Source organism: Olleya sp. UBA1516 (genome assembly GCF_002323495.1).
In the GTDB taxonomy this organism is placed as follows: domain Bacteria; phylum Bacteroidota; class Bacteroidia; order Flavobacteriales; family Flavobacteriaceae; genus Olleya.
In genome coordinates this window covers 210,268-235,427 of record NZ_DCQO01000006.1, presented here as the reverse complement: position 1 = coordinate 235,427, position 25,160 = coordinate 210,268, and the positions used below count along the sequence as shown (strand labels likewise).

Annotated in this window: 24 protein-coding genes; 9 read left to right on the top strand and 15 right to left on the bottom strand. The window is 30.8% G+C overall.

Going from position 1 to position 25,160, the window contains the following annotated elements; all coding sequences use genetic code 11:
* Window positions 1-50: 50 nt before the first annotated feature.
* Complete coding sequence (gene nusB, locus B2989_RS03435; RefSeq protein ID WP_292944165.1) at window positions 51-995, bottom strand: transcription antitermination factor NusB; 945 nt, start codon at window positions 993-995, stop codon at window positions 51-53.
* A gap of 112 nt (window positions 996-1,107) precedes the next feature.
* Window positions 1,108-2,211, bottom strand: a complete 1,104-nt coding sequence (locus B2989_RS03430; RefSeq protein WP_292944162.1) for a Glu/Leu/Phe/Val family dehydrogenase — start codon at window positions 2,209-2,211, stop codon at window positions 1,108-1,110.
* Between the two features lie 145 nt (window positions 2,212-2,356).
* On the opposite strand from B2989_RS03430, the gene B2989_RS03425 reads away from it, so the two are divergent.
* Together B2989_RS03425 and B2989_RS03420 are read left to right on the top strand one after the other, a co-directional pair.
* Window positions 2,357-4,099 (top strand): ABC transporter ATP-binding protein, encoded by a 1,743-nt coding sequence (locus B2989_RS03425; RefSeq protein ID WP_292944159.1) that lies wholly within the window; start codon window positions 2,357-2,359, stop codon window positions 4,097-4,099.
* 86 nt (window positions 4,100-4,185) lie between these two features.
* On the top strand, window positions 4,186-4,590 hold the full coding sequence (locus B2989_RS03420) for a PUR family DNA/RNA-binding protein (RefSeq protein ID WP_292944156.1): 405 nt from the start codon (window positions 4,186-4,188) through the stop codon (window positions 4,588-4,590).
* A 55-nt stretch (window positions 4,591-4,645) separates the two neighbouring features.
* On the opposite strand, the gene B2989_RS03415 is transcribed toward B2989_RS03420, so the two are convergent.
* From B2989_RS03415 to B2989_RS03400, 4 genes are all read right to left on the bottom strand, one after another.
* Complete coding sequence (locus B2989_RS03415) at window positions 4,646-5,674, bottom strand: 1-acyl-sn-glycerol-3-phosphate acyltransferase (RefSeq protein WP_292944153.1); 1,029 nt, start codon at window positions 5,672-5,674, stop codon at window positions 4,646-4,648.
* 17 nt (window positions 5,675-5,691) lie between these two features.
* A complete protein-coding gene (locus B2989_RS03410) occupies window positions 5,692-6,024 on the bottom strand; it encodes a tRNA-binding protein (protein WP_414692208.1) in 333 nt (110 codons plus the stop codon).
* Window positions 6,025-6,099: 75 nt separating this feature from the next.
* Entirely contained in the window at window positions 6,100-6,642 is a 543-nt protein-coding gene (locus B2989_RS03405) for a YfiT family bacillithiol transferase (RefSeq protein ID WP_292944150.1), read from the bottom strand.
* Window positions 6,643-6,749: 107 nt separating this feature from the next.
* Complete coding sequence (locus B2989_RS03400) at window positions 6,750-7,682, bottom strand: peptidylprolyl isomerase (protein WP_292944147.1); 933 nt, start codon at window positions 7,680-7,682, stop codon at window positions 6,750-6,752.
* Between the two features lie 126 nt (window positions 7,683-7,808).
* On the opposite strand from B2989_RS03400, the gene B2989_RS03395 reads away from it, so the two are divergent.
* Window positions 7,809-8,303, top strand: a complete 495-nt coding sequence (locus B2989_RS03395; RefSeq protein ID WP_292944144.1) for a hypothetical protein — start codon at window positions 7,809-7,811, stop codon at window positions 8,301-8,303.
* 40 nt (window positions 8,304-8,343) lie between these two features.
* On the opposite strand, the gene B2989_RS03390 is transcribed toward B2989_RS03395, so the two are convergent.
* A complete protein-coding gene (locus B2989_RS03390) occupies window positions 8,344-10,524 on the bottom strand; it encodes a RecQ family ATP-dependent DNA helicase (protein WP_292944141.1) in 2,181 nt (726 codons plus the stop codon).
* 207 nt (window positions 10,525-10,731) lie between these two features.
* Here B2989_RS03390 and B2989_RS03385 point away from each other — a divergent pair, with 207 nt between their 5' ends.
* The 4 genes from B2989_RS03385 to lptB all read left to right on the top strand — a co-directional run bounded on the left by B2989_RS03385 (window position 10,732) and on the right by lptB (window position 13,695).
* Complete coding sequence (locus tag B2989_RS03385) at window positions 10,732-11,697, top strand: KpsF/GutQ family sugar-phosphate isomerase (RefSeq protein ID WP_292944138.1); 966 nt, start codon at window positions 10,732-10,734, stop codon at window positions 11,695-11,697.
* On the top strand, window positions 11,697-12,533 hold the full coding sequence (gene tatC, locus B2989_RS03380) for a twin-arginine translocase subunit TatC (protein WP_145000147.1): 837 nt from the start codon (window positions 11,697-11,699) through the stop codon (window positions 12,531-12,533). The genes B2989_RS03385 and tatC overlap by 1 nt, the downstream gene beginning before the upstream one ends.
* Window positions 12,517-12,879, top strand: a complete 363-nt coding sequence (locus B2989_RS03375; RefSeq protein ID WP_145000149.1) for a carboxymuconolactone decarboxylase family protein — start codon at window positions 12,517-12,519, stop codon at window positions 12,877-12,879. The genes tatC and B2989_RS03375 overlap by 17 nt, the downstream gene beginning before the upstream one ends.
* Window positions 12,880-12,954: 75 nt before the next feature.
* The gene (lptB, locus tag B2989_RS03370) at window positions 12,955-13,695 is read left to right on the top strand and encodes an LPS export ABC transporter ATP-binding protein (RefSeq protein ID WP_028282850.1); all 741 of its coding nucleotides are present in this window, start codon (window positions 12,955-12,957) and stop codon (window positions 13,693-13,695) included.
* Window positions 13,696-13,782: 87 nt separating this feature from the next.
* On the opposite strand, the gene B2989_RS03365 is transcribed toward lptB, so the two are convergent.
* Both B2989_RS03365 and B2989_RS03360 read right to left on the bottom strand, forming a co-directional pair.
* Entirely contained in the window at window positions 13,783-14,607 is an 825-nt protein-coding gene (locus B2989_RS03365) for a TerC family protein (RefSeq protein ID WP_292944131.1), read from the bottom strand.
* 8 nt (window positions 14,608-14,615) lie between these two features.
* The gene (locus B2989_RS03360) at window positions 14,616-15,365 is read right to left on the bottom strand and encodes a CDP-alcohol phosphatidyltransferase family protein (RefSeq protein ID WP_292944128.1); all 750 of its coding nucleotides are present in this window, start codon (window positions 15,363-15,365) and stop codon (window positions 14,616-14,618) included.
* Window positions 15,366-15,488: 123 nt separating this feature from the next.
* Between B2989_RS03360 and B2989_RS03355 the strand changes: the two genes are divergently transcribed.
* Both B2989_RS03355 and B2989_RS03350 read left to right on the top strand, forming a co-directional pair.
* Entirely contained in the window at window positions 15,489-16,556 is a 1,068-nt protein-coding gene (locus tag B2989_RS03355; RefSeq protein WP_414692209.1) for a PorV/PorQ family protein, read from the top strand.
* 14 nt (window positions 16,557-16,570) lie between these two features.
* The gene (locus B2989_RS03350; RefSeq protein WP_292944125.1) at window positions 16,571-17,752 is read left to right on the top strand and encodes a DUF4105 domain-containing protein; all 1,182 of its coding nucleotides are present in this window, start codon (window positions 16,571-16,573) and stop codon (window positions 17,750-17,752) included.
* Here B2989_RS03350 and B2989_RS03345 read toward each other — a convergent pair whose 3' ends face one another.
* The 6 genes from B2989_RS03345 to B2989_RS03320 form a co-directional block, all read right to left on the bottom strand.
* Entirely contained in the window at window positions 17,753-19,147 is a 1,395-nt protein-coding gene (locus B2989_RS03345; protein ID WP_292944122.1) for an exopolysaccharide biosynthesis polyprenyl glycosylphosphotransferase, read from the bottom strand. It lies immediately after the preceding gene.
* Window positions 19,148-19,206: 59 nt separating this feature from the next.
* A complete protein-coding gene (locus B2989_RS03340; RefSeq protein ID WP_292944119.1) occupies window positions 19,207-20,217 on the bottom strand; it encodes a glycosyltransferase family 4 protein in 1,011 nt (336 codons plus the stop codon).
* Window positions 20,218-20,223: 6 nt separating this feature from the next.
* Window positions 20,224-21,813 (bottom strand): hypothetical protein, encoded by a 1,590-nt coding sequence (locus B2989_RS03335; protein WP_292944116.1) that lies wholly within the window; start codon window positions 21,811-21,813, stop codon window positions 20,224-20,226.
* Window positions 21,814-22,752 (bottom strand): glycosyltransferase family 2 protein, encoded by a 939-nt coding sequence (locus tag B2989_RS03330; RefSeq protein WP_292944114.1) that lies wholly within the window; start codon window positions 22,750-22,752, stop codon window positions 21,814-21,816.
* On the bottom strand, window positions 22,736-23,956 hold the full coding sequence (locus B2989_RS03325; protein WP_292944111.1) for an O-antigen ligase family protein: 1,221 nt from the start codon (window positions 23,954-23,956) through the stop codon (window positions 22,736-22,738). The genes B2989_RS03330 and B2989_RS03325 overlap by 17 nt, the downstream gene beginning before the upstream one ends.
* A gap of 110 nt (window positions 23,957-24,066) precedes the next feature.
* The gene (locus B2989_RS03320; protein ID WP_292944108.1) at window positions 24,067-25,158 is read right to left on the bottom strand and encodes a glycosyltransferase; all 1,092 of its coding nucleotides are present in this window, start codon (window positions 25,156-25,158) and stop codon (window positions 24,067-24,069) included.
* Between the last annotated feature and the right edge of the window lie 2 nt (window positions 25,159-25,160).

Below are 25,160 nucleotides of genomic sequence, written 5' to 3'. Positions count from 1 at the left end.
ACTGCCACTTAAATTAATTTTTGGTTTGTAAAAATAATAATATTTTTTGACTACATCAATCCTCGACCAACTTTATTTAATTTTCCTTCTTCTTGATATTCTTTTAACAATTTGTCTAGAATTCCGTTAATAAAAATACTGCTTTTAGGCGTTGAGTATTCTTTAGCAATTTCTAGGTATTCATTAATTGTTACTTTAGTCGGAATTGATGGAAAACTAGTTAACTCGCAAATAGCCATTTTTAATAAAACCATGTCTATAGTTGCGATACGTTCTGTATCCCAATTTTTAGTTTTATTAGCTATTTCTTCGCTTAATTTGGATTGGTTTAACATTGTTTTTTTAAACAAGTTAATTGCGTATTGTTTATCCTCGATATCTTTGTACAACTTAGGGGTAAGGAAACGCTCGTCTGATGTTTCTTTAATTTTTCTAAGTAATTTTAAAATAGCTGTATTTACTGTTGGAAGATCATCTAACCAGGTAAGGTTTTTATCTTCAATATAATCGTAAAGTTTCTCGTTAGGAGCTATTATTTCTTTAAATACATCTACTATAAAGTTTCTATCCTCTTTAAAGGTAGACGATTTAGTTTGCATGTATTCTTTATATAAATCACTAGCAATTATTTCTTTATAGATAATATCTACATACTCATTATCTAGTTGCCAATTTTTTATATTGTTGACTTCAAAAGCTGTTTTTAAAGCTACGTTATTAGACAGTAGTTCTAGAACTTGATTGTTTATAAATTTTTTGTTGGGATTTTTTTCTTCTGCTGTAGCTAAATGCTTTTTTTGAATAGTTTCTAACTGCGTTTTAGATTTTTTACCGACCTCTATCATTAGGGATAGTGTCATTAAATATAAATTATACATATTGTCTATACTGTATAATAAAAATTTTTGGTCTTTAGAAAAATCATCACTTTCTGTACCATCAAATGCATATAAAACTTGCATTACTTTAACACGAATATGTCTTCTACTTAGCATACTTACAAAGAACTTTAGATTTCAATTATATTGAAATACTTTTAAATTATTAATTAAAAAAGGCGAAAGCTTTCGCTTTCGCCTTGCAAAAATAGTCTATTTTATAAGATATCTATTGCTGATTTTCTTTTTTTCTAGCTTCAATTCTACTTAAAGCTATATTTAATGCTGCTTGATGTGTTGTTATATCATTAGTTTCAGCATTACTTAAAATCTCCAAGGTTGTATTGTAAATGTTTTCTGTCTTTCTCATTATTTCTTGTTTACCGTAGTTTTCTAATTCTGCGTAAACATTAATAATTCCTCCTGCATTAATTAAAAAGTCTGGTGCGTATACAATACCTTTTTCTTGTAATATACGACCATGCTTAAGCTCGTCTGCTAATTGGTTATTTGCTGCTCCAGCAATAACTTTAGCTTGGATACTGTTAATTGTAGCATCGTTAATTGTTGCTCCTAAAGCGCAAGGTGCGTAAATATCTACAGCCTCTGCATACACATTACTTCCTTTGTATATAGATGCTCCGTATTTTTTACTGATTGCCTCTAAACGTTCTTGATTAATATCGTCGATAATTACTTTTGCACCATCATTTGTTAGGTGCTCCACTAAAGATTCTCCAACATGTCCAATACCTTGTACAATTACTGTTTTATCTTCTAGGACGTCTGTACCAAATTTGAATTTAGCAGCTGCTTTCATTCCCATAAAAACACCATAAGCTGTAATTGGAGATGGATTACCTGCTCCACCTTTGTCTTCAGAAATACCAGTAACATAAGGTGTTACTTCTCTAACTAAATCCATATCTGCAGTTTCCATTCCTACATCTTCTGCAGTAATATACTTTCCGCTTAAGCTATGCACAAACTCTCCAAAACGCTTCATTAATTCTGGCGTTTTTTGTGTTTTAGCATCACCAATAATTACTGCTTTTCCACCACCAAGGTTTAAACCTGTAATTGCTGACTTAAAGGTCATTCCTCTAGACAAACGTAAAACGTCATTAACAGCTTCCCATTCGTTAGCATATTGCCACATTCTAGTACCTCCTAAAGCAGGTCCTAAAACTGTGTTATGTATTCCAATTATTGCTTTTAATCCTGTATCTTTGTCGTTGCAAAAAACGACTTGTTCGTGATTATCAAATGATAATTGTCCAAAAACAGGATCTGCTTTTGATAATTGATTAGTGTTGATTACTTCTGAAACCATTTAGTTGACATTTAATTAATGTATTGAAATTACACTATTTGTAATTTCAGCATGCGAAATTAGCTTATAATTAATATTAAAACAATAATTAGCATGTTAAAATGTGAAATTGTTAAAAACTTTTTAAACTTAGGTTTTCATTTAAATGAAAGAATTACAACATCTTAACAAATACTTTTACAAATATAGAACACAAATTATAATTGGTGTTTTAATTACTATCGTTTCTAAACTATTTACTGTATTTGTTCCCAAATTTATAGGTTCTATTATAGACGTGGTTAACGACCAATTACAAAATCCAGAAAGTAGTGAGGTGGCTTACAAAGCCAAACTATTGAAGTACATTTTATTTTTGGTAGGTTCTGCAATATTGTCTGGTATATTAACCTTCTGGATGCGTCAAACAATAATTAATGTATCGCGTTATATTGAATATGATTTAAAAAACGAAATCTACCAACAATACCAAAAACTATCTTTAAATTTCTATAAAAAAAATAGGACTGGTGATTTAATGAATCGTATAAGTGAGGACGTGACCAAAGTACGTATGTATACTGGTCCTGCAATTATGTATAGTATTAATACCTTAACATTATTTATTGTAGCTCTAGTTTTTATGTTTAGACAAGCACCAATGTTGACGCTTTACACAATTATTCCGCTACCAATTTTATCAATAATTATTTATAAAATTAGCTCAGAAATACATAAACGTAGTACCATTGTACAACAATACTTATCCAAACTATCCACGTTTTCTCAAGAAACTTTTAGTGGAATTTCTGTAATTAAGGCTTATGGTATAGAGCCACAAACCTCAGCTAATTTTGATGAATTATCAGAAACCAACAAAGAGAAACAATTAAGTTTAGTACGTATACAAGCCTTGTTTTTTCCAATGATGATTTTGCTTATTGGGTTAAGCAACGTGTTGGTTATATATATTGGAGGAGAACAATATATGAATGGCGAAATTAGCTTAGGTACAATTTCTGAATTTATTATGTACGTTAACCTTCTAACTTGGCCAGTTGCAACTGTAGGTTGGGTAACCTCTATTGTACAGGAAGCAGAAGCTTCTCAAAATAGAATTAATGAGTTTTTAAAAACCGAACCAGAAATACAAAATAACAACGCTGAATTATCAGAAATTAATGGCGAAATAGAATTTAAAAATGTGTCTTTTACCTATGATGACACCAACATACAAGCCTTGAAAAATGTTAGTTTTAAGGTAAATACAGGTCAAACTTTGGCTGTTATAGGAAAAACAGGGTCCGGAAAATCTACAATCTTAGATTTAGTAGGACGTTTGTATGACGTAGACTCAGGCACTATTTTAATAGATCAAAAACCTATTGAAACCCTAAACTTATATAGTCTAAGGGACGCTACAGGTTATGTACCACAAGATGCCTTTTTGTTTAGCGACTCCATTAATAACAACATCAAGTTTGGTAAAGAAAACGCTACAGATCAAGAGGTTATAGATGCTGCTAAATTAGCACAAGTGCATAAAAACATAATCAAATTTAACAAACAATACAACACTGTTTTAGGTGAGCGAGGCATCACACTATCTGGAGGACAAAAGCAACGTGTATCCATTGCTAGAGCTATTATTAAAAAGCCTCAAATCATGTTATTTGATGACTGTTTATCTGCAGTTGATACTGAAACTGAAGAGAAGATTTTAAATAACTTAAAAACAATTACTAAAGGAAAAACAACCATAATTGTAAGTCACAGAATCTCTTCTGCTAAAAATGCAGATCAAATTATAGTTTTAGACGATGGTCAAATTGTGCAATCAGGTACACATGAAAACCTTATAAACACTGATGGTTATTACAAAGAACTGTATTTAAAAACAACTAAGTAAAAAGATTTACACTAAAATGTTGTTTCATTCAACTTTTTTTTTGACTTTTGAGTTTACGAATTAACTAACAACACAAATCAAGGATTATGCATAATAACGAGATGATGGAGAAGGAAGAAATTTTTTCGAAAGTATTAAGAGCAGGAAGACGAACTTATTTTTTTGATGTAAGAGCTACTAAAGCAGATGATTACTACCTGACTATTACAGAAAGTAAAAAGTTTACAAATGACGATGGATCATTTCATTATAAAAAACATAAAATTTACTTATATAAAGAAGACTTTAGTGAGTTTAATGACATCTTAAAAGAAATGACAGACTACATCATCAACGAAAAAGGAGATGAAGTTATTAGCGAGCGTCACCAAAAAGATTTCAAAAAAGAATATGATACTCCAGCCACTCCTGCTTCCGAAGCTAAGACTGAAACGTCTGAAACACCAAGTGCTGAAAGTAGATTTACAGATGTAGATTTTGACGATATTTAATATAAAAATCACCTTATATCAAAAAAACCTTTTCTAAATTTAGAGAAGGTTTTTTTTATGCTTTATTGTAAATCAAAATTAAAATTAGACTTCCCAAAATAAAGATAAGACTTGTAACAAAATTAAAGGCAAGCCAAATAATAGCAGATATTACAAATAACCAAAGTGGTACTACAGTTATACTTATGGCGAACCTAAAGGTAGATAAAAACTCAGCTTCCTTAATTTTTGGTTTTATATTATGTCTCCAAACCAGAATAGGCACACATAATAACAAATAAAGGATTGGCTTTATTAAGACTTTAAAATTAGACTGTTTTACACGCTTAACTTGACACGTTTTAAACTGACTTACAATACAATGATTAACACTGTTGGGATTGGTAAAATCCACATTTAACTTATTAAGTTTTTCTACTATTGAAGCATAATTACTTTGTGGTATGTGAGTCGTTAAGCTTATTATCGAATTAAAAACATCCTGCTTAATTTGTTTAGTCGCAATAAAATCGTCTAAATGATTATAAGATTTAGACGCTAAAGCTTCTCCAAAAAAAATGGAAACAGTACTACCCATTGCTTTAGGCGCTTGGTAATTTAAACCCACTGGAATTAAATGTATTGACTGCTTAGGATACGTATCCCTATGTTCTAAAATAATTCTTGTAAACCCCTTACTTAGTGGTCTAACTCGTCTTTCTAAATTGTGATTTCCTTCTGGAAAAATAGTCACTGCTTTGTTATCATGTAACAAATTAACAGTATTACTAAAAACAGATTTATTTTTAGCAATCGTGCTCCAGCCATCTCTAACACGATAAATTGGTCGCATATTCAAGCTATGCAATAACCTACTTACCAATGGTTTTTTAAAAACACCAGCTCTAGTTAAAAAATAACTTAAGCGTCCAGACTTTGTAGCCAATAGCAAAGCATCTATTAACGCATTTTGATGATTGGATAAAAATAAAACGGGTTGGTCTTTTGGGATGCTTTTTTTTCCGTTTACAATTATTTTTTTATAGTAAAAAAACAATCCTAATTGAATATAAATCCTAACGGTATGTAATACTATTTTATTCAAATATCTTAACCATACTACTATGATACAGAAGTTCCGTTAGGAACTTTGGTTTCTGGATTTAACAAAATAACATCTTTAGCATTAACCGCTCCTAATACTAAACACTCACTCATAAATTTTGCAATCTGCTTACGCGGAAAATTTACCACTGCAACAATTTGCCTATTTAGTAAGTCTTCTTTTTTATAAAGCGTTGTAATTTGCGCACTAGTTTTTTTAACTCCCAAACCGCCAAAATCTATGGTCAATTGATACGCAGGGTTTTTGGCTTCTGGAAAATCATTAACTTCTAAAATGGTACCTACACGTAAATCTACTTTGGTAAAATCTTCAAATTGAATAGTGCTCATAATTACCCTTGGTTATAATTTAATTTAGGACTTTAAAATAAAACTAATTTTAAGTCAAAACAAACAATTATTAATCTAAATCCAGCCTTTACTTTTTAATACACCTTCTATATGCGCGTAATGATGATTACTATGCCAAGCATAATTACCTAAATTTTTATCTAAAGCTATCATTTGATTGTTTTCCGGATGAATAAAGGTACGTTGCAATTGTTCTGCTGTTAAGCCTTTTAAATAATACACCAATTTAGCATGTACTACTTTAATATGTAATAGAGATAGCGCTATTGGCTGATTATAATCATGCTGAGAAGCCCAAGTGTTTTCATCATAGGCTTTTATTACTGGGTTATCTTCTGTCATTGCCCATTTAAATCTTATATAACTATGATGGTGACTGTCTGCAATGTGGTGTATTACTTGTCTAATAGTCCAGCCTCCTAACCTATAAGGTGTATCTAATTGCTTGTCTGACAAGTTAATCACCAACTGCTCCAACCTATTTGGAAAATGTTTTAGTATAGATAACCAAGCATCAATAGTCGCTTCCGTTATTGTTGATGGACATTCAAATTTTCCGATAGGATATTTTAAACTTTCTAATTTTTGATCTAACATTGGATTAATGTAATTAAAAAACCTCAAAAGATATTACTCTTTTGAGGTTTTAAATATTTATAATTTTTGTTTTAGAATATCTAAATAGAACAATAAATAATTAATTATTATTTAACATCTACAAGTTCTACATCAAATACAAGTACAGCATCTGGTGGAATTGCTCCTCCTGCACCTCTTGATCCATAACCTAAATCTGAAGGTATAACAAAACGGGCTTTATCACCTACTTGTAATAATTGAATCCCTTCATCCCATCCAGAAATAACTTGACCAACTCCTACTTGAAAATCTAAAGGTTGATTACGTTTGTAAGAACTATCAAAAACAGTTCCATCTGCTAATTGTCCTTTATAGTGTACAGAAACTTGGTTACCTTTTTCAGCTTTTTTACCACTACCTTTTTGGATAATTTGATAACGTAAACCGCTTTTAGTTTCTTCAAAACCTGCTGCTAATTTATCTAATTCTGCACGTTTAGCTTCACGTTCTGCAGCTACACGTTTTTCTCTTGCACCTTCAAATGTTCTAAAGGCTTCAATTGCATTAAAGTTTTCTGCATCAGCACCAACTCTAACAATTTCTAAAGTTTCAATCTTATCTCCTTGTGCAATAGCATCAACGATGTCTTGTCCCTTTACTACGTTTCCAAAAACAGTATGGTTACCATCTAACCAATCTGTAGCAACATGAGTAATAAAAAACTGACTTCCGTTAGTACCAGGTCCAGCATTTGCCATACTTAATATTCCAGGTCCACTATGCTTTAAATCTGGGTGAAACTCGTCATCAAACTTATATCCTGGATTACCTGATCCGCTACCTTGTGGACAACCTCCTTGGATCATAAAATTATCAATTACTCTATGAAACTTTAATCCATCGTAATAAGGTGTCCCTTGTGGTTTAACATCGTTTTCCATGTTACCTTCAGCTAAAGCAACAAAGTTACCAACTGTTCCAGGAGTTTTCTCAAATTCTAAAGCGACTAAAATTTCGCCTTTATTCGTATTAAATTTTGCGTATAAACCGTCTTGCATTACATTGTTTTTTAATGAACTGCAAAGATATAAAGAAGTTAAAAGTAATAAGTAATGACAGATGATTTTTTTTATCCAATCCTGTTTTACTAAATTTTGTTAGATTTGAAAAAATAAAAAATTATTATGGGTGTATTTAATAAGCTATTTGGAGGTAATGATAAAAAATCAAAAAACAACCAATTAGCTGATACCAATTATATTGAGGCTATTTTAAAGCATAGTGAAGACCAACCTGTAGGTATTGCAGATCAAAATGTGATTTATGCAGGTTATGCAGAGCTTGGTGGTTATTATTTTTTACAAACTTTTATTGTTGGAAAACTAAATATAAAAGCAAAAAAAGGCGCTAGACTTTTAATGGTTAACAACGATCATACTTTAGATTTAAAATCAGACATGGATGAGTTTGAGTCTGAAAACATGGGTGTTTTTGATGGTTATGTTACTAGAATAGATTTTGAAATTGAAAAAGAAGCTGCCGAAAATATCAAACGATCTGCAATTAAAAATATAACACTACAAGTAAAAAAACACGCCATTACTTTTACACCGCTTACCATGGAAGGTTTAGATGAATTACAAATAGCAGAAGAAAACAAAAAAGACCTAACAAATTAACTTGTTAGGTCTTTAATAAAGTGTTTTTTTGGTATTATGCTTAGTTTGCGACTTCACTTATAAATTTAATACGATATAATCGTAACTCTTCATCATCATAATCTCCATCAAACTCGTCTATTGCAACGTCAATCTTATCTGTTTGTGACTCCATAAAATAATCATGGATTTCTTCTTGTTGGTCTTCGTCTAAAATATCATTGATCCAATAATTAATATTTAATTTTGTCCCTGAAAAGACAATAGCTTCCATTTCTTTAATAAATGCAGACATTTCCATTCCTTTAGCAGATGCAATATCTGTTAATGGTAATTTTCTGTCCACATTTTGTATGATATATAATTTAAGTGCAGAGTTGCTACCTGTAGATTTAACCACTAAATCATCTGGTCTTACAATGTCGTTATCTTCTACATATCTTGCAATAAGCGCGACAAAATCTTTACCATACTTTTTAGCTTTTCCTTCTCCAACACCATGAACGTTAGATAACTCTTCCACAGATACTGGATATTTTAAAGCCATATCCTCTAAGGATGGATCTTGAAATATAACAAAAGGAGGTACACCTAATTTTTTAGCATTAGTTTTTCTTAAGTCTTTAAGCATTTTCATTAATGCCTCATCCACTACTGCTCCACCACCACTTTCTGCAGTGATAATAGTATTGTCTGACTCGTCACCAAACTCATGATCTTTAGTCATCATGAATGATTCAGGATTATTTATAAAATCCCTTCCTTTATCTGTAAGCTTAATAACACCATAGGTTTCAATATCCTTTTTTAAAGATCCTGATACTAATATTTGTCGTGTTAAAGCCATCCAATAGGATTTATCTTTATCTTTTCCTTTACCAAAAAAGGGTTGATCGTCGGTTTTATGAGAGCTGATTAACGCGTTAGATTTACCTACAATAACGTTTACTAACTCTTTAGCCTTATATTTCTCATTGGTAGCATCGACAATTTCTAAGACAAGTTTTACATCATCTTTAGCTTCTTGTTTTTCCTTTGGATGACGCATATTATCATCCATATCTCCACCTTCACCTGTTTTGTTATCAAATGATTCACCAAAATAGTGCAATATAAATTTACGTCTTGATATTGAAGTTTCCGCGAAAGCGACAACCTCTTGCAATAGTGCTTGACCTATTTCTTGCTCTGCTACAGGTTTACCTGACATAAACTTCTCTAACTTTTCTATATCCTTATAGGCATAATAAGCTAAACAATGACCTTCTCCTCCATCTCGTCCTGCACGACCAGTCTCTTGGTAATAGCTTTCTATACTTTTAGGAATATCGTGATGAATTACAAATCTTACATCTGGTTTGTCTATTCCCATACCAAAAGCTATGGTTGCAACTACCACGTCAATGTCTTCCATTAAAAACATATCTTGGTGATTGGATCTTTTTTTAGCATCCAAACCTGCGTGATATGGTACCGCTTTAATACCATTAACTTGTAAGACTTGAGACAACTCCTCTACACGTTTACGACTTAAACAATAAATGATTCCGGATTTACCTTCGTTTTGCTTTACAAAGCGAATAATATCAGCGTCTACGTTTTTAGTTTTTGGACGTATCTCGTAATATAAATTAGGTCTATTAAATGAGGCTTTAAAAGTGTTAGCGTCATTCATCCCTAAGTTTTTCAGGATATCCTCTTGTACCTTAGGTGTTGCTGTAGCTGTTAGACCAATTATAGGAATATTATCTCCTATACGTCTAATTATAGATCTTAAATTACGGTATTCTGGTCTAAAATCGTGACCCCATTCACTAATACAATGGGCTTCATCCACTGCCATGAAAGAAATTTTTACGGTACGCAAAAACTCTACATTTTCTTCTTTAGTTAAGGATTCTGGTGCTACATATAATAATTTTGTAATACCATTTGTAATGTCTTCTTTGACTTGTTTAATTTCGGTCTTATTTAAAGATGAATTTAAAACATGAGCCACACCATTTTCATTGGAGACACCTCTAATTGCATCAACCTGATTTTTCATTAAAGCAATTAAAGGAGACACAACTATAGCTGTACCTTCTTGCATTAACGCAGGTAATTGGTAGCATAAACTTTTACCACCACCTGTAGGCATTATTACAAATGTATTTTTTTGTTCTAGGATACTTTTAATGACTTGTTCTTGAAGTCCTTTAAACTCGCCAAAGCCAAAGTATTTTTTTAGTGCTGAATGCAAATCGCTTTTCACTATGTATAACTTTCGTATTTAATTAATTATTTACACTTACATACTTTTGACAAACTATAAATAGTTGCTAAGAATTGAATTCCCCTCTCAATTTTTTCGCTAAATTTGTCGAAATTATTAATCTAATAATCTTAAGGTGATTTAGATTAAGACTAAAGATAGTAAAATCTTTATAAACCAAAAAAAATAAACACATTGAAAACAAAAGCTTCCATTATTAGTAGTGCCAAAGAAACTATTAAACTTGAAGGACAGTCCATATTAAATTTATCAAATTTAATTGATAACGACTTTGCTGAAGCTGTGGAATTGATTTATAATTCTAAGGGTAGAGTCATAATTACTGGAATAGGAAAAAGTGCTATTATAGCAACAAAAATAGTGGCTACGCTAAACTCGACTGGTACTCCTGCTGTATTTATGCATGCTGCAGATGCTATACATGGTGACTTAGGATTAATACTTCAGGATGATGTGGTGATTTGCATTTCTAAAAGTGGAAACACACCAGAAATTAAAGTTTTGGTACCATTAATTAAAAATGCAAAAAATAAAATGATTGCTATAACTGGTAATAAAGATTCATTTTTAGGCCAGCAAGCGGATTTTGTTTTAAATGCATTTGTAGAGAAAGAAGCTTGCCCAAACAATTTAGCACCAACAACCAGTACTACTGCACAACTAGTATTAGGTGACGCATTAGCGGTTAGCCTTTTAGAATTAAGAGGGTTTTCTAGCAAAGATTTTGCTAAATACCATCCAGGTGGTGCATTAGGTAAAAAATTATATTTAAGAGTTCAGGATATTTCTTCTGTTAATCAAAAACCAGAAGTCACTTTAGACACTAACATTAAACAGGTAATTGTTGAAATTTCTGAAAAAATGCTAGGTGTTACAGCTGTCACTGAAAACCATAAGATTGTCGGAATAATTACTGATGGTGATTTAAGACGAATGCTAAGTAAAGTGGATAACTTTAGCGACTTAACTGCTAAAGATATTATGAGTGCCAATCCAAAACGTATCGAAGAAGACGCTATGGCTATTGATGCTATGGAGGTTTTAGAGACCTATGGGATTTCTCAATTACTTGTGCAAAAAGATGGCAAGTACGCTGGTGTAGTGCATATCCACGATTTAATAAGAGAAGGAATTTTATAATGGCAAAAAAAAATGTAAACGAGATGTCTTTTTTAGATCATCTTGAAGATTTAAGATGGCATTTAATTAGGATTGTATCTGCTGTAGTTATTTGTGGTACAATCGCTTTTTGTTTTCCAAGTATACTATTTGATAGCATCCTATTTGCACCTCAAAAAATGACGTTTCCCACTTACCAATGGTTATGTGAAATGTCTAAATTTTTTGGATTGGATGACATGAGTTTTTGTGCAGATTCGTTTCCGTTTATAATACAAAACCGTGAAATGGCTGGACAGTTTTCTATTCATATATGGACGTCCATTTATGCGGGATTTATTGTAGCATTCCCTTATGTAATTTACCAATTATGGCGATTTATTAGTCCTGGTTTAACCTCTAAAGAACGTCGAACATCTACAGGTTTTATCATAATATCTTCTTTACTGTTTTTTATGGGTGTATTATTTGGATACTACATTATAACACCTTTATCCATAAACTTTTTAGGAACCTACTCCGTAAGTACAGAAGTATCCAATGAGATTGATATTTCATCATACGTTGGGTTAATCAGAGCGTCTGTTTTAGCGTCTGGAATAATATTTGAGCTACCAATATTAATCTACTTTTTAACTAAAGTTGGTTTGGTAACACCTCAGTTTTTAAAAAAATACAGAAAATTTGCTTTAGTTATAGTTCTAATTTTATCTGCAGTCATAACACCTCCAGATGTAGCAAGTCAAATAATTGTAGCGATACCTGTACTAATTTTGTATGAAGTTAGTATTCATATCTCTCGAATTGTAGTGAAAAACGAAAATAAAAAACAAAAAAAAGATGTCAGAACTAGTTAAAGAATTTAACGACTATCGCGAAAAAATGAATGATAAAATTCTAGGCGATAACAATAAAATAATCAAACGTATTTTTAATTTAGACACTAATGCCTTTACTGAAGGTGCATTGGACGTAAAAACTAAAGAGCTATTAGGCTTAGTAGCCTCTACCGTTTTACGTTGTGATGATTGTATTAAATACCATTTAGAGTCAAGTTATAAAGAAGGTTTGTCTAAAGAGCAAGTAATGGAAACCCTAAGTATTGCTACATTAATTGGTGGTACTATAGTGATCCCACATTTAAGACGTGCGTATGAGTTTTGGGAAGCTTTAGAAGCGCAGGATCAAGACCAACAAGGTTAAACTTTATATAAATTAAAGCGCCTTTTTAATAAGTTATATTGAAATGCTTATTTTTAGGACAATTAAACACACCAAATGAAGCTAAGAGCCGAACATTTAATGAAGTCCTACAGTGGACGTAAAGTTGTAAAAGACGTATCTCTTGAAGTTAGTCAAGGTGAAATTGTTGGGCTTTTAGGTCCTAATGGTGCAGGAAAAACAACATCATTTTATATGACTGTTGGTTTGGTAAAACCAAATGCAGGAAACATCTATTTGGATGACACTAATATTACCAATTACCCTATGTATAAACGTGCACAAAATGGTATTGGTTATCTAGCACAAGAAGCATCTGTATTTAGAAAACTAAGTATTGAAGACAATATTTTAAGTGTTTTACAAATGACCAAACTGAGCAAAAAAGAACAATTGCACAGGATGGAAGCATTAATTGAAGAGTTTAGTTTAGGTCATATTAGAAAAAGTAGAGGTGATTTATTATCTGGAGGAGAACGTCGTCGTACCGAAATTGCACGTGCCTTAGCAACTAACCCAAGCTTTATTTTATTAGACGAACCCTTTGCTGGAGTAGATCCAGTTGCAGTGGAAGATATACAACGTATTGTAGCGCAATTAACCAAAAAGAACATTGGTATATTAATTACTGACCACAACGTACAAGAAACGTTAGCTATTACAGATAGAACTTATTTAATGTTTGAAGGAAGTATTTTAAAAGCAGGAGAACCTGAAGAATTAGCTAATGACGAAATGGTACGAAAAGTATACTTAGGTCAGAATTTTGAATTACGTAAAAAGAAGATTAGAGATTAATCAGAATGTTGTAAATAAATAATTTATAAATAAAAGCCCAATTGAAAATTCAATTGGGCTTTTAATATTTAATGACTATTTATGTCACTATATTTTTTCTTCAGACTTAGCTTTAATTCTAGCATTCTCTGCCAATATCTTTTTTTGATAACGACCCTGAACAACATCTACAATAATTAAAATAAACAACACAAAATAAAAGGTTGTTTTACTCATAGACTCAATTGGGTTTCCAAATAACTTTAAGTGTGCTAAATGTCCACCTTCGGTAACTAACATTATACCTACAATAAATAGAATAAACAACCCAAGCACTTCATACATTCGGTTTTTTGCTAAAAACACAGAGATTCGATCTGCCAAAAACAACATTAATAATCCGCTAATTACAATAGCAATAGCCATTACAATAAAGGCTGTTGTAGCGTTTTCAATATCACTTGTTAACCCTATGGCTGCTAAAATAGAATCAAAAGAGAATACTAAATTCATTATTACAATACTGGTTATAACAGCACTTGCAGACTTACCTCTCGTGCCATCACCTTCAATATCATGATCTAAATCATGAGCACCAATCATATGCCAAATTTCTTTTATTGCTGTATAAATAATAAAACCTCCTCCAGCTAATACAATTAAACTGTGTCCATTAAAAGCAAAGCTGGCCACATTACCAAATTCACCTGTCATAAACGAAAAAGGCTCTTTAAAAAAATCAATTATCGATACTAATACAAACAATAATATGATACGTAAAACAATCGCAATTAAAATACCAACTTTTCTAACGCGCTTTTGTTCAGATTCTGGTGCTTTTTTTGACTCTAAAGAGATATATAATAAGTTATCAAATCCTAAAACAGCCTGCAACAAAACAAGCATTAAAAGCGTAAAAATAATTTCTAGCATAGTGGGTATTAATTGATGTTATTAAATAAGGATAGTAATATGTATAGTATTATTATTAAAGGGATTGCTGCAAAATGCAACACCACTAAAAGCACAATACTTAAGATTATAAAAATGTAACGTACTGCATTTGACTTAAAACTCCAGTTTTTAAATTTTAAAGCAAATAGTTTTACAGATGAATTTAATATGTAACAACTTAAAATAGTTAACACAATTAAAAACCATTTATTAAGTATAATACTATTTATTAAATCATTATTCTGAAATTCTAAAATTAACGGTAATGATAAAATTAGTAAGGCATTAGCAGGTGTTGGTAGTCCTTTAAAATAACTTTGTTGTTCTTCGTCAAGATTAAAACGAGCCAATCTATAAGCAGACGCTAATGTTATAAACAGCCCAATAAACGGTAATAAGTTAAATGTATAACCTGTCCATTGCATAGTTTCTGACCACTCATCAATGGATGTTACTGCTTTACTATTACTAGCTAATTCTAACAGTTTAAAAACTACTATTCCTGGTACTAATCCACTAGTTACCATATCTGCCAAACTATCTAATTGTAAACCTAAATCGCTTTGCACATTTAACTTTCTTGCTAACAAACCATCAAAAAAATCAAAAAAGATGCCTAAAAACACAAAAAAGGCAGCAAAAATAAAGTGGTTATTAACAGCAAATATGACTGCCACACTTCCGCTAAATAAATTAAGAAGTGTGATAAAATTTGGTATAAAAGCTTTGATGTTCATCAGTTAGTTTTTTGTAAAAATAACAAAGTATTTGTGTCTATTCCAAACACTATGCAATATAGTATTAAAATTGAAGTTTAATATATAGAAAAATTATAGCATCTTTGTAAAAAAAAATTGAAATTGAAAGTAAGTTTACTAGCCTTTTTATTACTGAGTGTCTCATTATCTTTTGCTCAAACCCGAAAATATTCAAACGAATTTATGAATATTGGTGTGGATGCAGCAGCTTTAGGGATGAGCAATGCTACCGTTGCTAGAACCAACGATGTAAATTCTGGCTATTGGAATCCTGCTGGATTAATTAAACTAGAAGACAATCAATTAGCCTTAATGCACTCTAGTTACTTTGCTAATATTGCAAATTATGACTATGCAGCTTTTGCAATGCCTTTAGATGATAATAGTGCTTTCGGAATCTCTTTAATACGTTTTGCTGTGGATGATATCCTAGATACTACACAGCTTATAGATGAACAAGGTAATGTTAACTATGACCGAATCAGCTTATTTTCTACAGCAGATTACGGTTTAACCTTATCTTACGCTAGAGACTTACCGCTTGAAGGGTTAAGTTATGGAGTTAATGCTAAAATTATTAGACGTATTATAGGAGACTTTGCTTCAAGTTGGGGTTTTGGTTTGGATGCTGCTATTCAATTTGAAAGTGATAATAATTGGAAATTTGGTATCATGGCACGTGACATTACCACAACTTTTAATGCTTGGACTATTAATGAAGATGAATTTGCTAAAGTCCAAAATGCAGTAGAAGGTCAAAATCAAGAATTACCAGAAACCACCGAAATTACAATACCAAAACTACAATTAGGTGTAGCTAAATTATATCGTTTTCATTATGATTATACGCTGGAAGCAGAGCTAGACTTAAACGTAAGATTTGAGCAAAATAATGATGTTATATCAACCTCTTTTGCTAGTATAAATCCTGCTTTAGGCTTAGAGTTTGGCTATATTGATATGATTTATCTTAGAACAGGTGTTGGTAATTTTCAAAATGAATTACAGATAGACAACTCTGAAGATTTAACGTTTCAACCAAGTTTTGGTGTCGGTTTTAAATATAAAGGCATCCAAGTAGATTACGCGTTTACAGATATTGGCGATCAAAGCGTTGCTTTGTATTCTAATGTATTTTCGTTAAAACTAGATTTTAGCGTTTTTAGATAAGTTATCTTTGTAGCATGAGACTATTATTATACATTGTTTTTGTACTTAGTACAACTACAGGATTTACGCAAGCAATACCTTTATCCCAGGACACGACAGTAAGTGTTATCACATTTGGACCAGGTAGTAACTTAAACGATGCTTTTGGGCATAATGCCATCCGTATTAAATCCCGATTTGCTGATATTGCATATGACTTTGGCAGGTATAATTTTGACGATCCAAATTTTTATTTAGATTTTGCTAGAGGAAAACTTAATTACCTACAAGGTAAATCCAACTATAAAAACTTTATAGCGTTTTATATTAGTGAAAATCGCACAATAAAAGAGCAACAACTGCGCTTAACTCAAGCTGAAATCAAGCAACTATATGATTATTTAGAGGCTAATTACAAGAAAGATCAAGGAGCTTACCTGTATGATTTTTTTTATGATAATTGCGCCACTAAAATAAGAGATGTCATTGAAACTACTTTAGATGGAAATCTAGAGTATAACCTACCAGAAGACTATAAACAGCAAACTTTTAGACAATTAATTGACCATAATTTACATTGGAATACTTGGGGAAGCTTTGGGATAGATATTGCACTAGGGTCTATAATTGATAGACAAGCAACGCCAAGAGAACAGCTTTTTTTACCTGAAAAAGTTAATCAGTTTTTTGAGCTTGCTACTTTAAAGGATTCAAAAGAAAAATTGGTTACTGCATCTAAAACAATTTTTACTAAAAAAGGAGAAAACGAAAATAAAAACAGCTTTTTTTTAACTAGTCCATTACTTTTAACATTGGTTTTAGCATTGGTTATTCTTTACATAACCTATAGCGATAATAAAAATAACGCTAGAAATAAAGGGTTAGATTTAGCCCTATTTACAGTCACAGGACTAATAGGTATTTTACTATTTTTATTATGGTTTGCAACAGATCATACAGGTACTACTTACAACTACAATTTATTATGGGCTTTTCCTTTAAGTCTGTTTTGTATCCTACAAATTTTAAAGACTAGTCCTAAAAAATGGTTTATAGCTTATATTAAATTTTCAATTTTAATGTTATGCTTGATTGTGATGCATTGGACTATAGGTGTGCAACGCTTTGCTCCTGCTTTAGCACCTTTATTACTAGCGTTAGCAGTTAGGTATATATACCTTTTAAGGTTTTATAAATTAACTGAAAATAAAGCCTAATTATTGTCCTCTAAAAAAGATGACAGTACTTAACGTTTTAACTATAATATTGATGTCTAATAAAAAGCCTCTATGCTTAATATAGTATAGATCATATTGTAATTTTAATAAACTATCATCCACGCTTGAACCATAGCGTGCTTTAACCTGAGCCCAACCTGTTAGTCCTGGTTTAACGATATGTCTCGTCTCGTAAAAAGGAATGACTTGGGACAATTCGTCTACAAAATAAGGACGCTCTGGTCTAGGACCAATCAAACTCATGTCGCCTTTTAAAATATTTAAAAATTGAGGTATTTCGTCTAATCTGGTAACTCTTAAAAACTTACCAAAAGCTGTAATTCTGGTATCATTTTTTGTTGCCCAAACAGCTCCTGCTACTTCTGCATTTTTAACCATAGTCCTATACTTAAAAATCTTGAAAGGGATTCCGTTTTTTCCAACACGTTCTTGAGTGTAAAATAACGCACCTCTATTACCCAAAGCGTTACCAATTAAAATAAAAGGTAAAATTAGTAATCCTAAAAACAAACCAAGTAATGATAACAAAATATCAAAAAGACGTCTGTAGGCTAAATATAATTTGTTTTTATTGTTTCGACTAAATGGAAAATATTTATAAAAATCCTTACCAACAAACTGTACAGGAACACGATAGGTTATATCTTCATAAACCTGAGTATACTCTTTTATTGGAAACCCTTTTTCTAATAAAGTAATTAAATCGGAATATATATTAGAAGTAATATTTTCTGAATTATAGCTTGCAATTACGACTTCAGATATATTTTCATCTTTAATTATCTGATGCATTTTAGAAGGCTCGTATTCCTTTAAACCCTTATATTTTATAGTGTCTTTTTTACTTATTTCGCAATTAATAAAACCAATAATCTTATAATTTGGATCAGCACTAGCAAAAGCGTCAACAATGGTTTTAATATTAGAAATTTCGCCAACTAAAAGCACCCTTTTAAAAAACCTAGGAGAAGAAATAAATGTTATGTAAGCCCATCTCCAAAAATATAAACCAAATAAAATAGCCAAATAAAAGTAAAGTATTTGTAATCTATTTTCGGGTAATGATGGTGTGTAAAACGGAGTTAAAAGATAAAATAAAACGGTCACAGAAGTGGTAAGTAAAACCGTACCTAAAACCGTGTCTAATCGACTTGATTTTTGCAAATCATATAGCTCTAAGACTGTTCCAAAAACGGTAATATAAATGGCAAGCACAATAAACCAGGTCCAATGTTGGTCATACACTTTAAAATAGTCAAAGTCAAAAAAAGTGCTTACTGTAAATAGTGATAAGCCTATAAAAAGTAAATCAAATAAACGCAAAAGTATTTTACGTTCAGAAATTTCAAAGTGGATACCACTACTTGTATTCATTGTTACTGGTTGGTAGAATTATTTCAAAGATAACAAGTAAATGTTTTAAACCAAGTTTTTTACTTTAAAGTGCTAATCCATTTTTGTTTAACGGTGTTCCAATCAAATTGTTCTGCTTTATTTCTGGCAGAAGTAATTACAGATTGTGTCCATTTTGGATTGTTCTTATAATGTAATACGGCTTTAGTAAATGCCTTTACATCATTTGGAGGCACTAATTGTCCGTCTATAGTATTATCAATTAAAAAAGGTAAACCACCTACATGTGTTGACACTATAGGTAACCCTAAAGCCATAGCTTCGATAACGCTAACAGGTGTATTATCAAAATTAGTGGTATTAATAAATACATTGTAATTTTTAGATAAAGTAATCCACTCTTGTTTAGTCAATTTCCCTGTAAAGAACACCTCTAAACCTAGATTGTTAGCATATTTTTTAACTTCTTTTAAACTGCCATCATTGTCAGGACCAACCATACACAACGAACAATTGTAACCTTTTTTCTTTAATTCAGATAAGACATTGATTGCTAATTTTGGATTGTACAAGTTTGAAAAAGAACGTACCCAAAGTAGATTTATGGTATCTATTTCTCTAACTAAAAAAGGATAATTTATAATGTCAATACTATTTGGTATCACTTCTACATTTATATAACCTTTTTCATTAAAACATGCTTTAATATAATTTGAAGGTGCAATATTAACATATGCATTTTTAAAGATAGAAGCACTTAATTTGGGGTTTTTAGTAAGCCGAATAGGTAGATTCCCTCCATGTAAAATAGGAATGTATTTTAAGCCTGAAATTTGACACAACTTACTTACAGCATAGGCATAATAAAAATTTAGCGTACTGTATGTATCGATTAATACATACTCGGTAGATTGTCTATGTCTAAAAACAGTCCATAGCATATGGACCAATCTAAAAAATACATTTTTATAACTAGACGCATAATTTATTTTAAAACCAGCTGCCTCTAGACCTTCTCCCAAAGTATCTATGGTTGTAGCTGTTTTACCTTTTAAAGCTAACTTATTACCTATGTAAACTATGTTTTTCAAAAATGTTTAAAGTTTATATAAAAATATTGGACCTTCGGTATGCACAAGTGTTGCAGGAACACCTTTATTTCTAGTAACAAAATAATCAACATTGAAAAGCTTTAAATAATCAACAACTTCTTGCATGGACTGTAAATTATTGATTTTTTGTTGTCGTAAATGCCACTTAATAAATTGCTCTGGATTCCCTTCAATTAACATAGAAGCTCCTTTACCATCAAAAACTACTGACCGTTTTGTAGCGCCTCTGTAAATATGACTGCCACAAATTAAATCTGACACCTCTGTGTTAGTTTCAATATAATTAGACATCCTATCTATATCTAATTGCGAGTCTTTTACTGTGGAAAAAAAACTTAAATTATGAGGTAAAATAGTGTTTGAAATATCATCTCCTATAAAGGGTACATTTTTTAACCAAGGACTTTGACTGAAGCTTAATAATACAAAGTATAACCCTACTAAATACGGAAATAATTTAATCATTATCCTTTTGGATTTAATTACATTTTTTAATAGAAATGCTAATGCAAAAAAACCTGGTATAATCGCTACTTTTTGGACACGAATTAACTGAAACGACAACCTCAAATTTAAACCTAATACATTATTAACCAATTGCTCAATAGGGACACTAATAGTTGGTATTAGTACTAAAATAAAAGTCAAAATTATTAATACTTTTGCTTTTTGTAATTCCTCTTTTATTTTGAAAGAATATACATAAAACAACCCTAAAGGAAGAATAAAAAATAAGGTTTTAAAATGAAACCATTGTTTTAAAAAAAATAAAGGCTGACTAAAATATTCAGGAATTCTGGCGTTGAATGCTGCATTAAATTCGGCTATACTATAAGTAACCTCTGAAGTTGTTTTGCCAAAGTAAGTTAAGATAAACGGTAGCATACCCATTAGAATACATATTAAAACTGTCATGGATTTAGTTAAGGTTAACCACTCTTGCTTTTTAAAATAAATTTGACTTAATGATAAAAAAGAAACAAATAATAATAGACCACCAAGTCCTGTTATTGGATGAAAATTAAAAATTAATCCAATTATAAAAGCAGCAAATAAGACTCTAGTAAAAGTATTGGAAAGAAGTATAAAAGGTAATGGCAGTAGACTAATATAAAGGGTCCTTGGCATAATAGTCCATAAATCTGAAATACCCCAAATTTCTAGTCCAGGAAGCCAAATAATCCCTCTCATTAATATGGAAACAAATAATGCTACCCAAAAACTATTAATGTATTTGTAAAGTAGAAAAAACCATAAAATTCCAAATGCTAAATGACAAAATAAACCTAAAACATTAATAGCTTGAACGTAATTATAATTTGTAAACTTAGCAATAAACCTTAAGGATTGCACATAAAAAGGTGTATAATACTTAACATTACTTAGATTATCTAAATATAAATCATGTGTAAATAATTGTGGATTATCAAATTTTTGAGCCACCGGAATTATATTTTGAATATCTGAAGATAACTCGCTATAACTAGCGTCTTTATTATCTATAAAATAAGCGACAGCTATTATAATGTTAATAAAAAAAACTAACAATAACTTGTACTTGCCAAGACGCTTCATTTAGTTAGATTTTGGGGCTTTAGTGATATCATAATGCACTGCTTGTAACAATAACTGAAAACCAATTATTATGGTTAAGGTCACTAACATGATAGTCCCTGTAGGCGCAAATATAGATTGACTGCTATAAAACCACCATGTATATAATCCATATATTAAACCAAATAAAAATAATGGAAGACCAAATAATATATATATTGAAGACATGTTAAAATCGTAAATAAAATATGATTTTATAATACGCTTTATAAAGGTTTTAAAAAGCTTTGGTAGAAACACAAAAGGCATTTTCCAGACGCTCATACTTGATTTTTCATCACCATAAATAGCAGGCATTGAAATGTCTTTGATTCTTGACTCCTGAAAATAAAGTTCGGCAATTAATGACGTTTCAAAATAATATCTATTAGCAATATTATCAAAATCCAGCTTTTCTAGTGTTTCTGTTTTAACAGCAAAAAAACCATTTGTAGGATCAAAATTATTCCAATAACCTGTCGCTGCTTTAGTTAAAAAAGATAAGCCTAAGTTTCCAATCTTACGCGTTATAGGCATTGCTTTTAAGGCTTTAAAATCCCTAAAACGATTACCTTTAGAATAGTCAGCTCGGTCATTTATCAATGGTGTAATTAATTCCTCTATATACTTAGTATCCATTTGGTCATCTGCGTCAACCTTAACAACAATAGCTATCCTATCTGTTATTGCAGCTTTAAAACCTGTTTTTGTAGCACCTCCAACACCTAAATTTTTATCATGTTTTAGATACACTACATTTTGAAATCTTGTCAAAACCTCCTTTGGTAATGTTTCATCACCACAATCATCAATAATGTAAATCACATCAATAATCTTTGGTAATTTAACCAATACATTTACTATATGCAGTGAAGCATTATAATAAGGGATTACGACAGCTATTTTATTTTGATTTAACATTGGTAAAGTAATAACGTGGTGCGATTAACATCACCACAATTAACAAAAAGTAACCTAAAATTGTAAATAATGAACGGTAAATATATAAATGTTCTCCAAAAAACAAGGTCACAAGCATAGCTAATACTAAACCATTTAAAACAGATTTTAAAGACTTAGCTTTGCCAAACTTTAAATACAAATAATTGGTTAGCCATTTAAAATATAAAAACAAGCCTACTAATCCTACTTCATTAATTAAACTTAAATAAATATTATGTGCAGAAAACTGAATTAATAAACGATTATTTAACCCAATACCAAAAGGCATAATCAATGGATTTTCAATCAAATAATAAAAATAACGCACAGATAATTGTTTACGACCTGCACCTAAATCTTCATATAAATCTCCAACATCTAAACTTTCTCCTGTAAAAATTCCTGGATTAGATACTTTATTAACCACTCTATTTTCAATGGTTGATGTTATGGCTTCAATAAACTCTAGATTAAAGAAAAACGCAACAATCACGCCTAATGAAATAATAATAGACAGTCCAAAAAACTTTTTAGTACTTGAAACAAATAAGTAACAAACAAAGACAATTAAAGCTAAATACGTTGTTCTAGATCCCGAAACACCTATGGTTGCCAAAGAGGCTAGCAAGGCTACAATCACTAATATTCGGTTAACTTTTAAATGCTTTTGTAATAATAATCCAGTTGCAAAAATAAAAGAGAAAAACATATTCATCCCCAAATTAATTTTATTAGGACCTAAGGCACCAGATAAAAACCCACCATAAGACTCAAGGTAGATATCATTCCATAAAAACGGAACCAATCCAGCATGTTGAGAAAACACTAAAACAGACTCTGCAATAGCTAACACCAAGATTAAGCTAGCAATATATTTATAATGGGATTGTTGTCTTAAATACATTGCTATTAATACAGCTGTGTAAAAAAAGACTAACAAATGATAATAATACATGCAGGTTTGTACAAACCACAACGGTCGACCTTTATAGATACTAAAAGCAGCATTAAATATTAAAGTAAAACCAGCCCACAATATAAAGGTGTTTAAATACTTTAAATAGGTTTTAGAATTGACATAAATTGACACTAATTTAAAATTATTAAAAACTATAAACAGGATAACTACACCTACCATGTCATAAAGTCTTAACTCGTTGCCTCCTGTCAAATCATATTTCAAAGCAGGCAAATTATAAAAATACGAAACCACCATCAACACTAAAGCTAACCTTATATAAAGCGACTTAAAAAGGGACTCTATTTTTTTATTGATGTATTCGCTTTGTGTCATTAACTGGTAATGGTTTGGAATTCATTTATAAAATTTATATACTTTTTTAGGAAACCACTTGAACCATAATTTTTGTTAATATTATAGCTCAATTTTTCTGCCTTAATTTTAGATATTTCCTTATTCATTAATGATTCTTTTATTGCTTTTGCTAGTAGTTCTGGTGAGTTAGGTGGAACTAGCCAGCCAAACTCTCCGTCACCTAAAACCTCCCTGCATTGTCCAACATCTGTACATACAACAGGTAAACCAGCCAAACCATACTCTAAAAGAGATACAGGTAATCCTTCACTTACAGAGCTTAAAACACCCAAGTCAGAAAAGCTTAATAACCGTGAAATATCTTCAACCGGTCCTAAAATTTTTACACACTCAACTAAATTTAAATCAATTATTAAATTGTTAACTTTTTCAACCCAAACCTTATCTTCTAACGACCCAGCCAACAATAATTTAAAATCTACATTTTGGTTTTTTAATATTGAACAAGCTTTTAATAAATTTGGATGATCCTTTTGGTCTCTAATGTTAGCTACGCATAAAATAGTTTTCTCTTCAGACTTTTTAAATTCTATTAAATTTAATAACGGATAATTAGGTATGTAAATAATAGATTTATCCCTTATCTTTAATCTCGCTGAATTCCATTTTTTAATTTTAACATTCACACAAATCACACCATCTATTAAAAAAGAAAACATTCTAATTATTTTCCTATCAGAGTCGCGTAACAAATCACTAAAACCCCAATGATCATGCCAAATCACTATTAATTTTGGGTAAACTAATTTAATAATTAAAACCCAATAAATTGATGTTTGATGTGCATGAATAATTGAAGGTTTTATTTTTTTTATTAAGTTAAATAGTTTGAAAAAGGAAACTAAATCTAGTGCTCTTTTCTTATTTAAAAAACGAACATTTTTTGAATTCTCAATGAATCTACTTAAAGGACCATTATTTCTTGTAACTATTAAATAATTTTCAATTTTGTTTTTGGTTAACGTGTTGTAGATATTAACGCTCATTCTTTCAGAGCCCCCAATACTAAGAGAATCAATCACTTGAAAAATCACATGCTTAGTTTTCATAC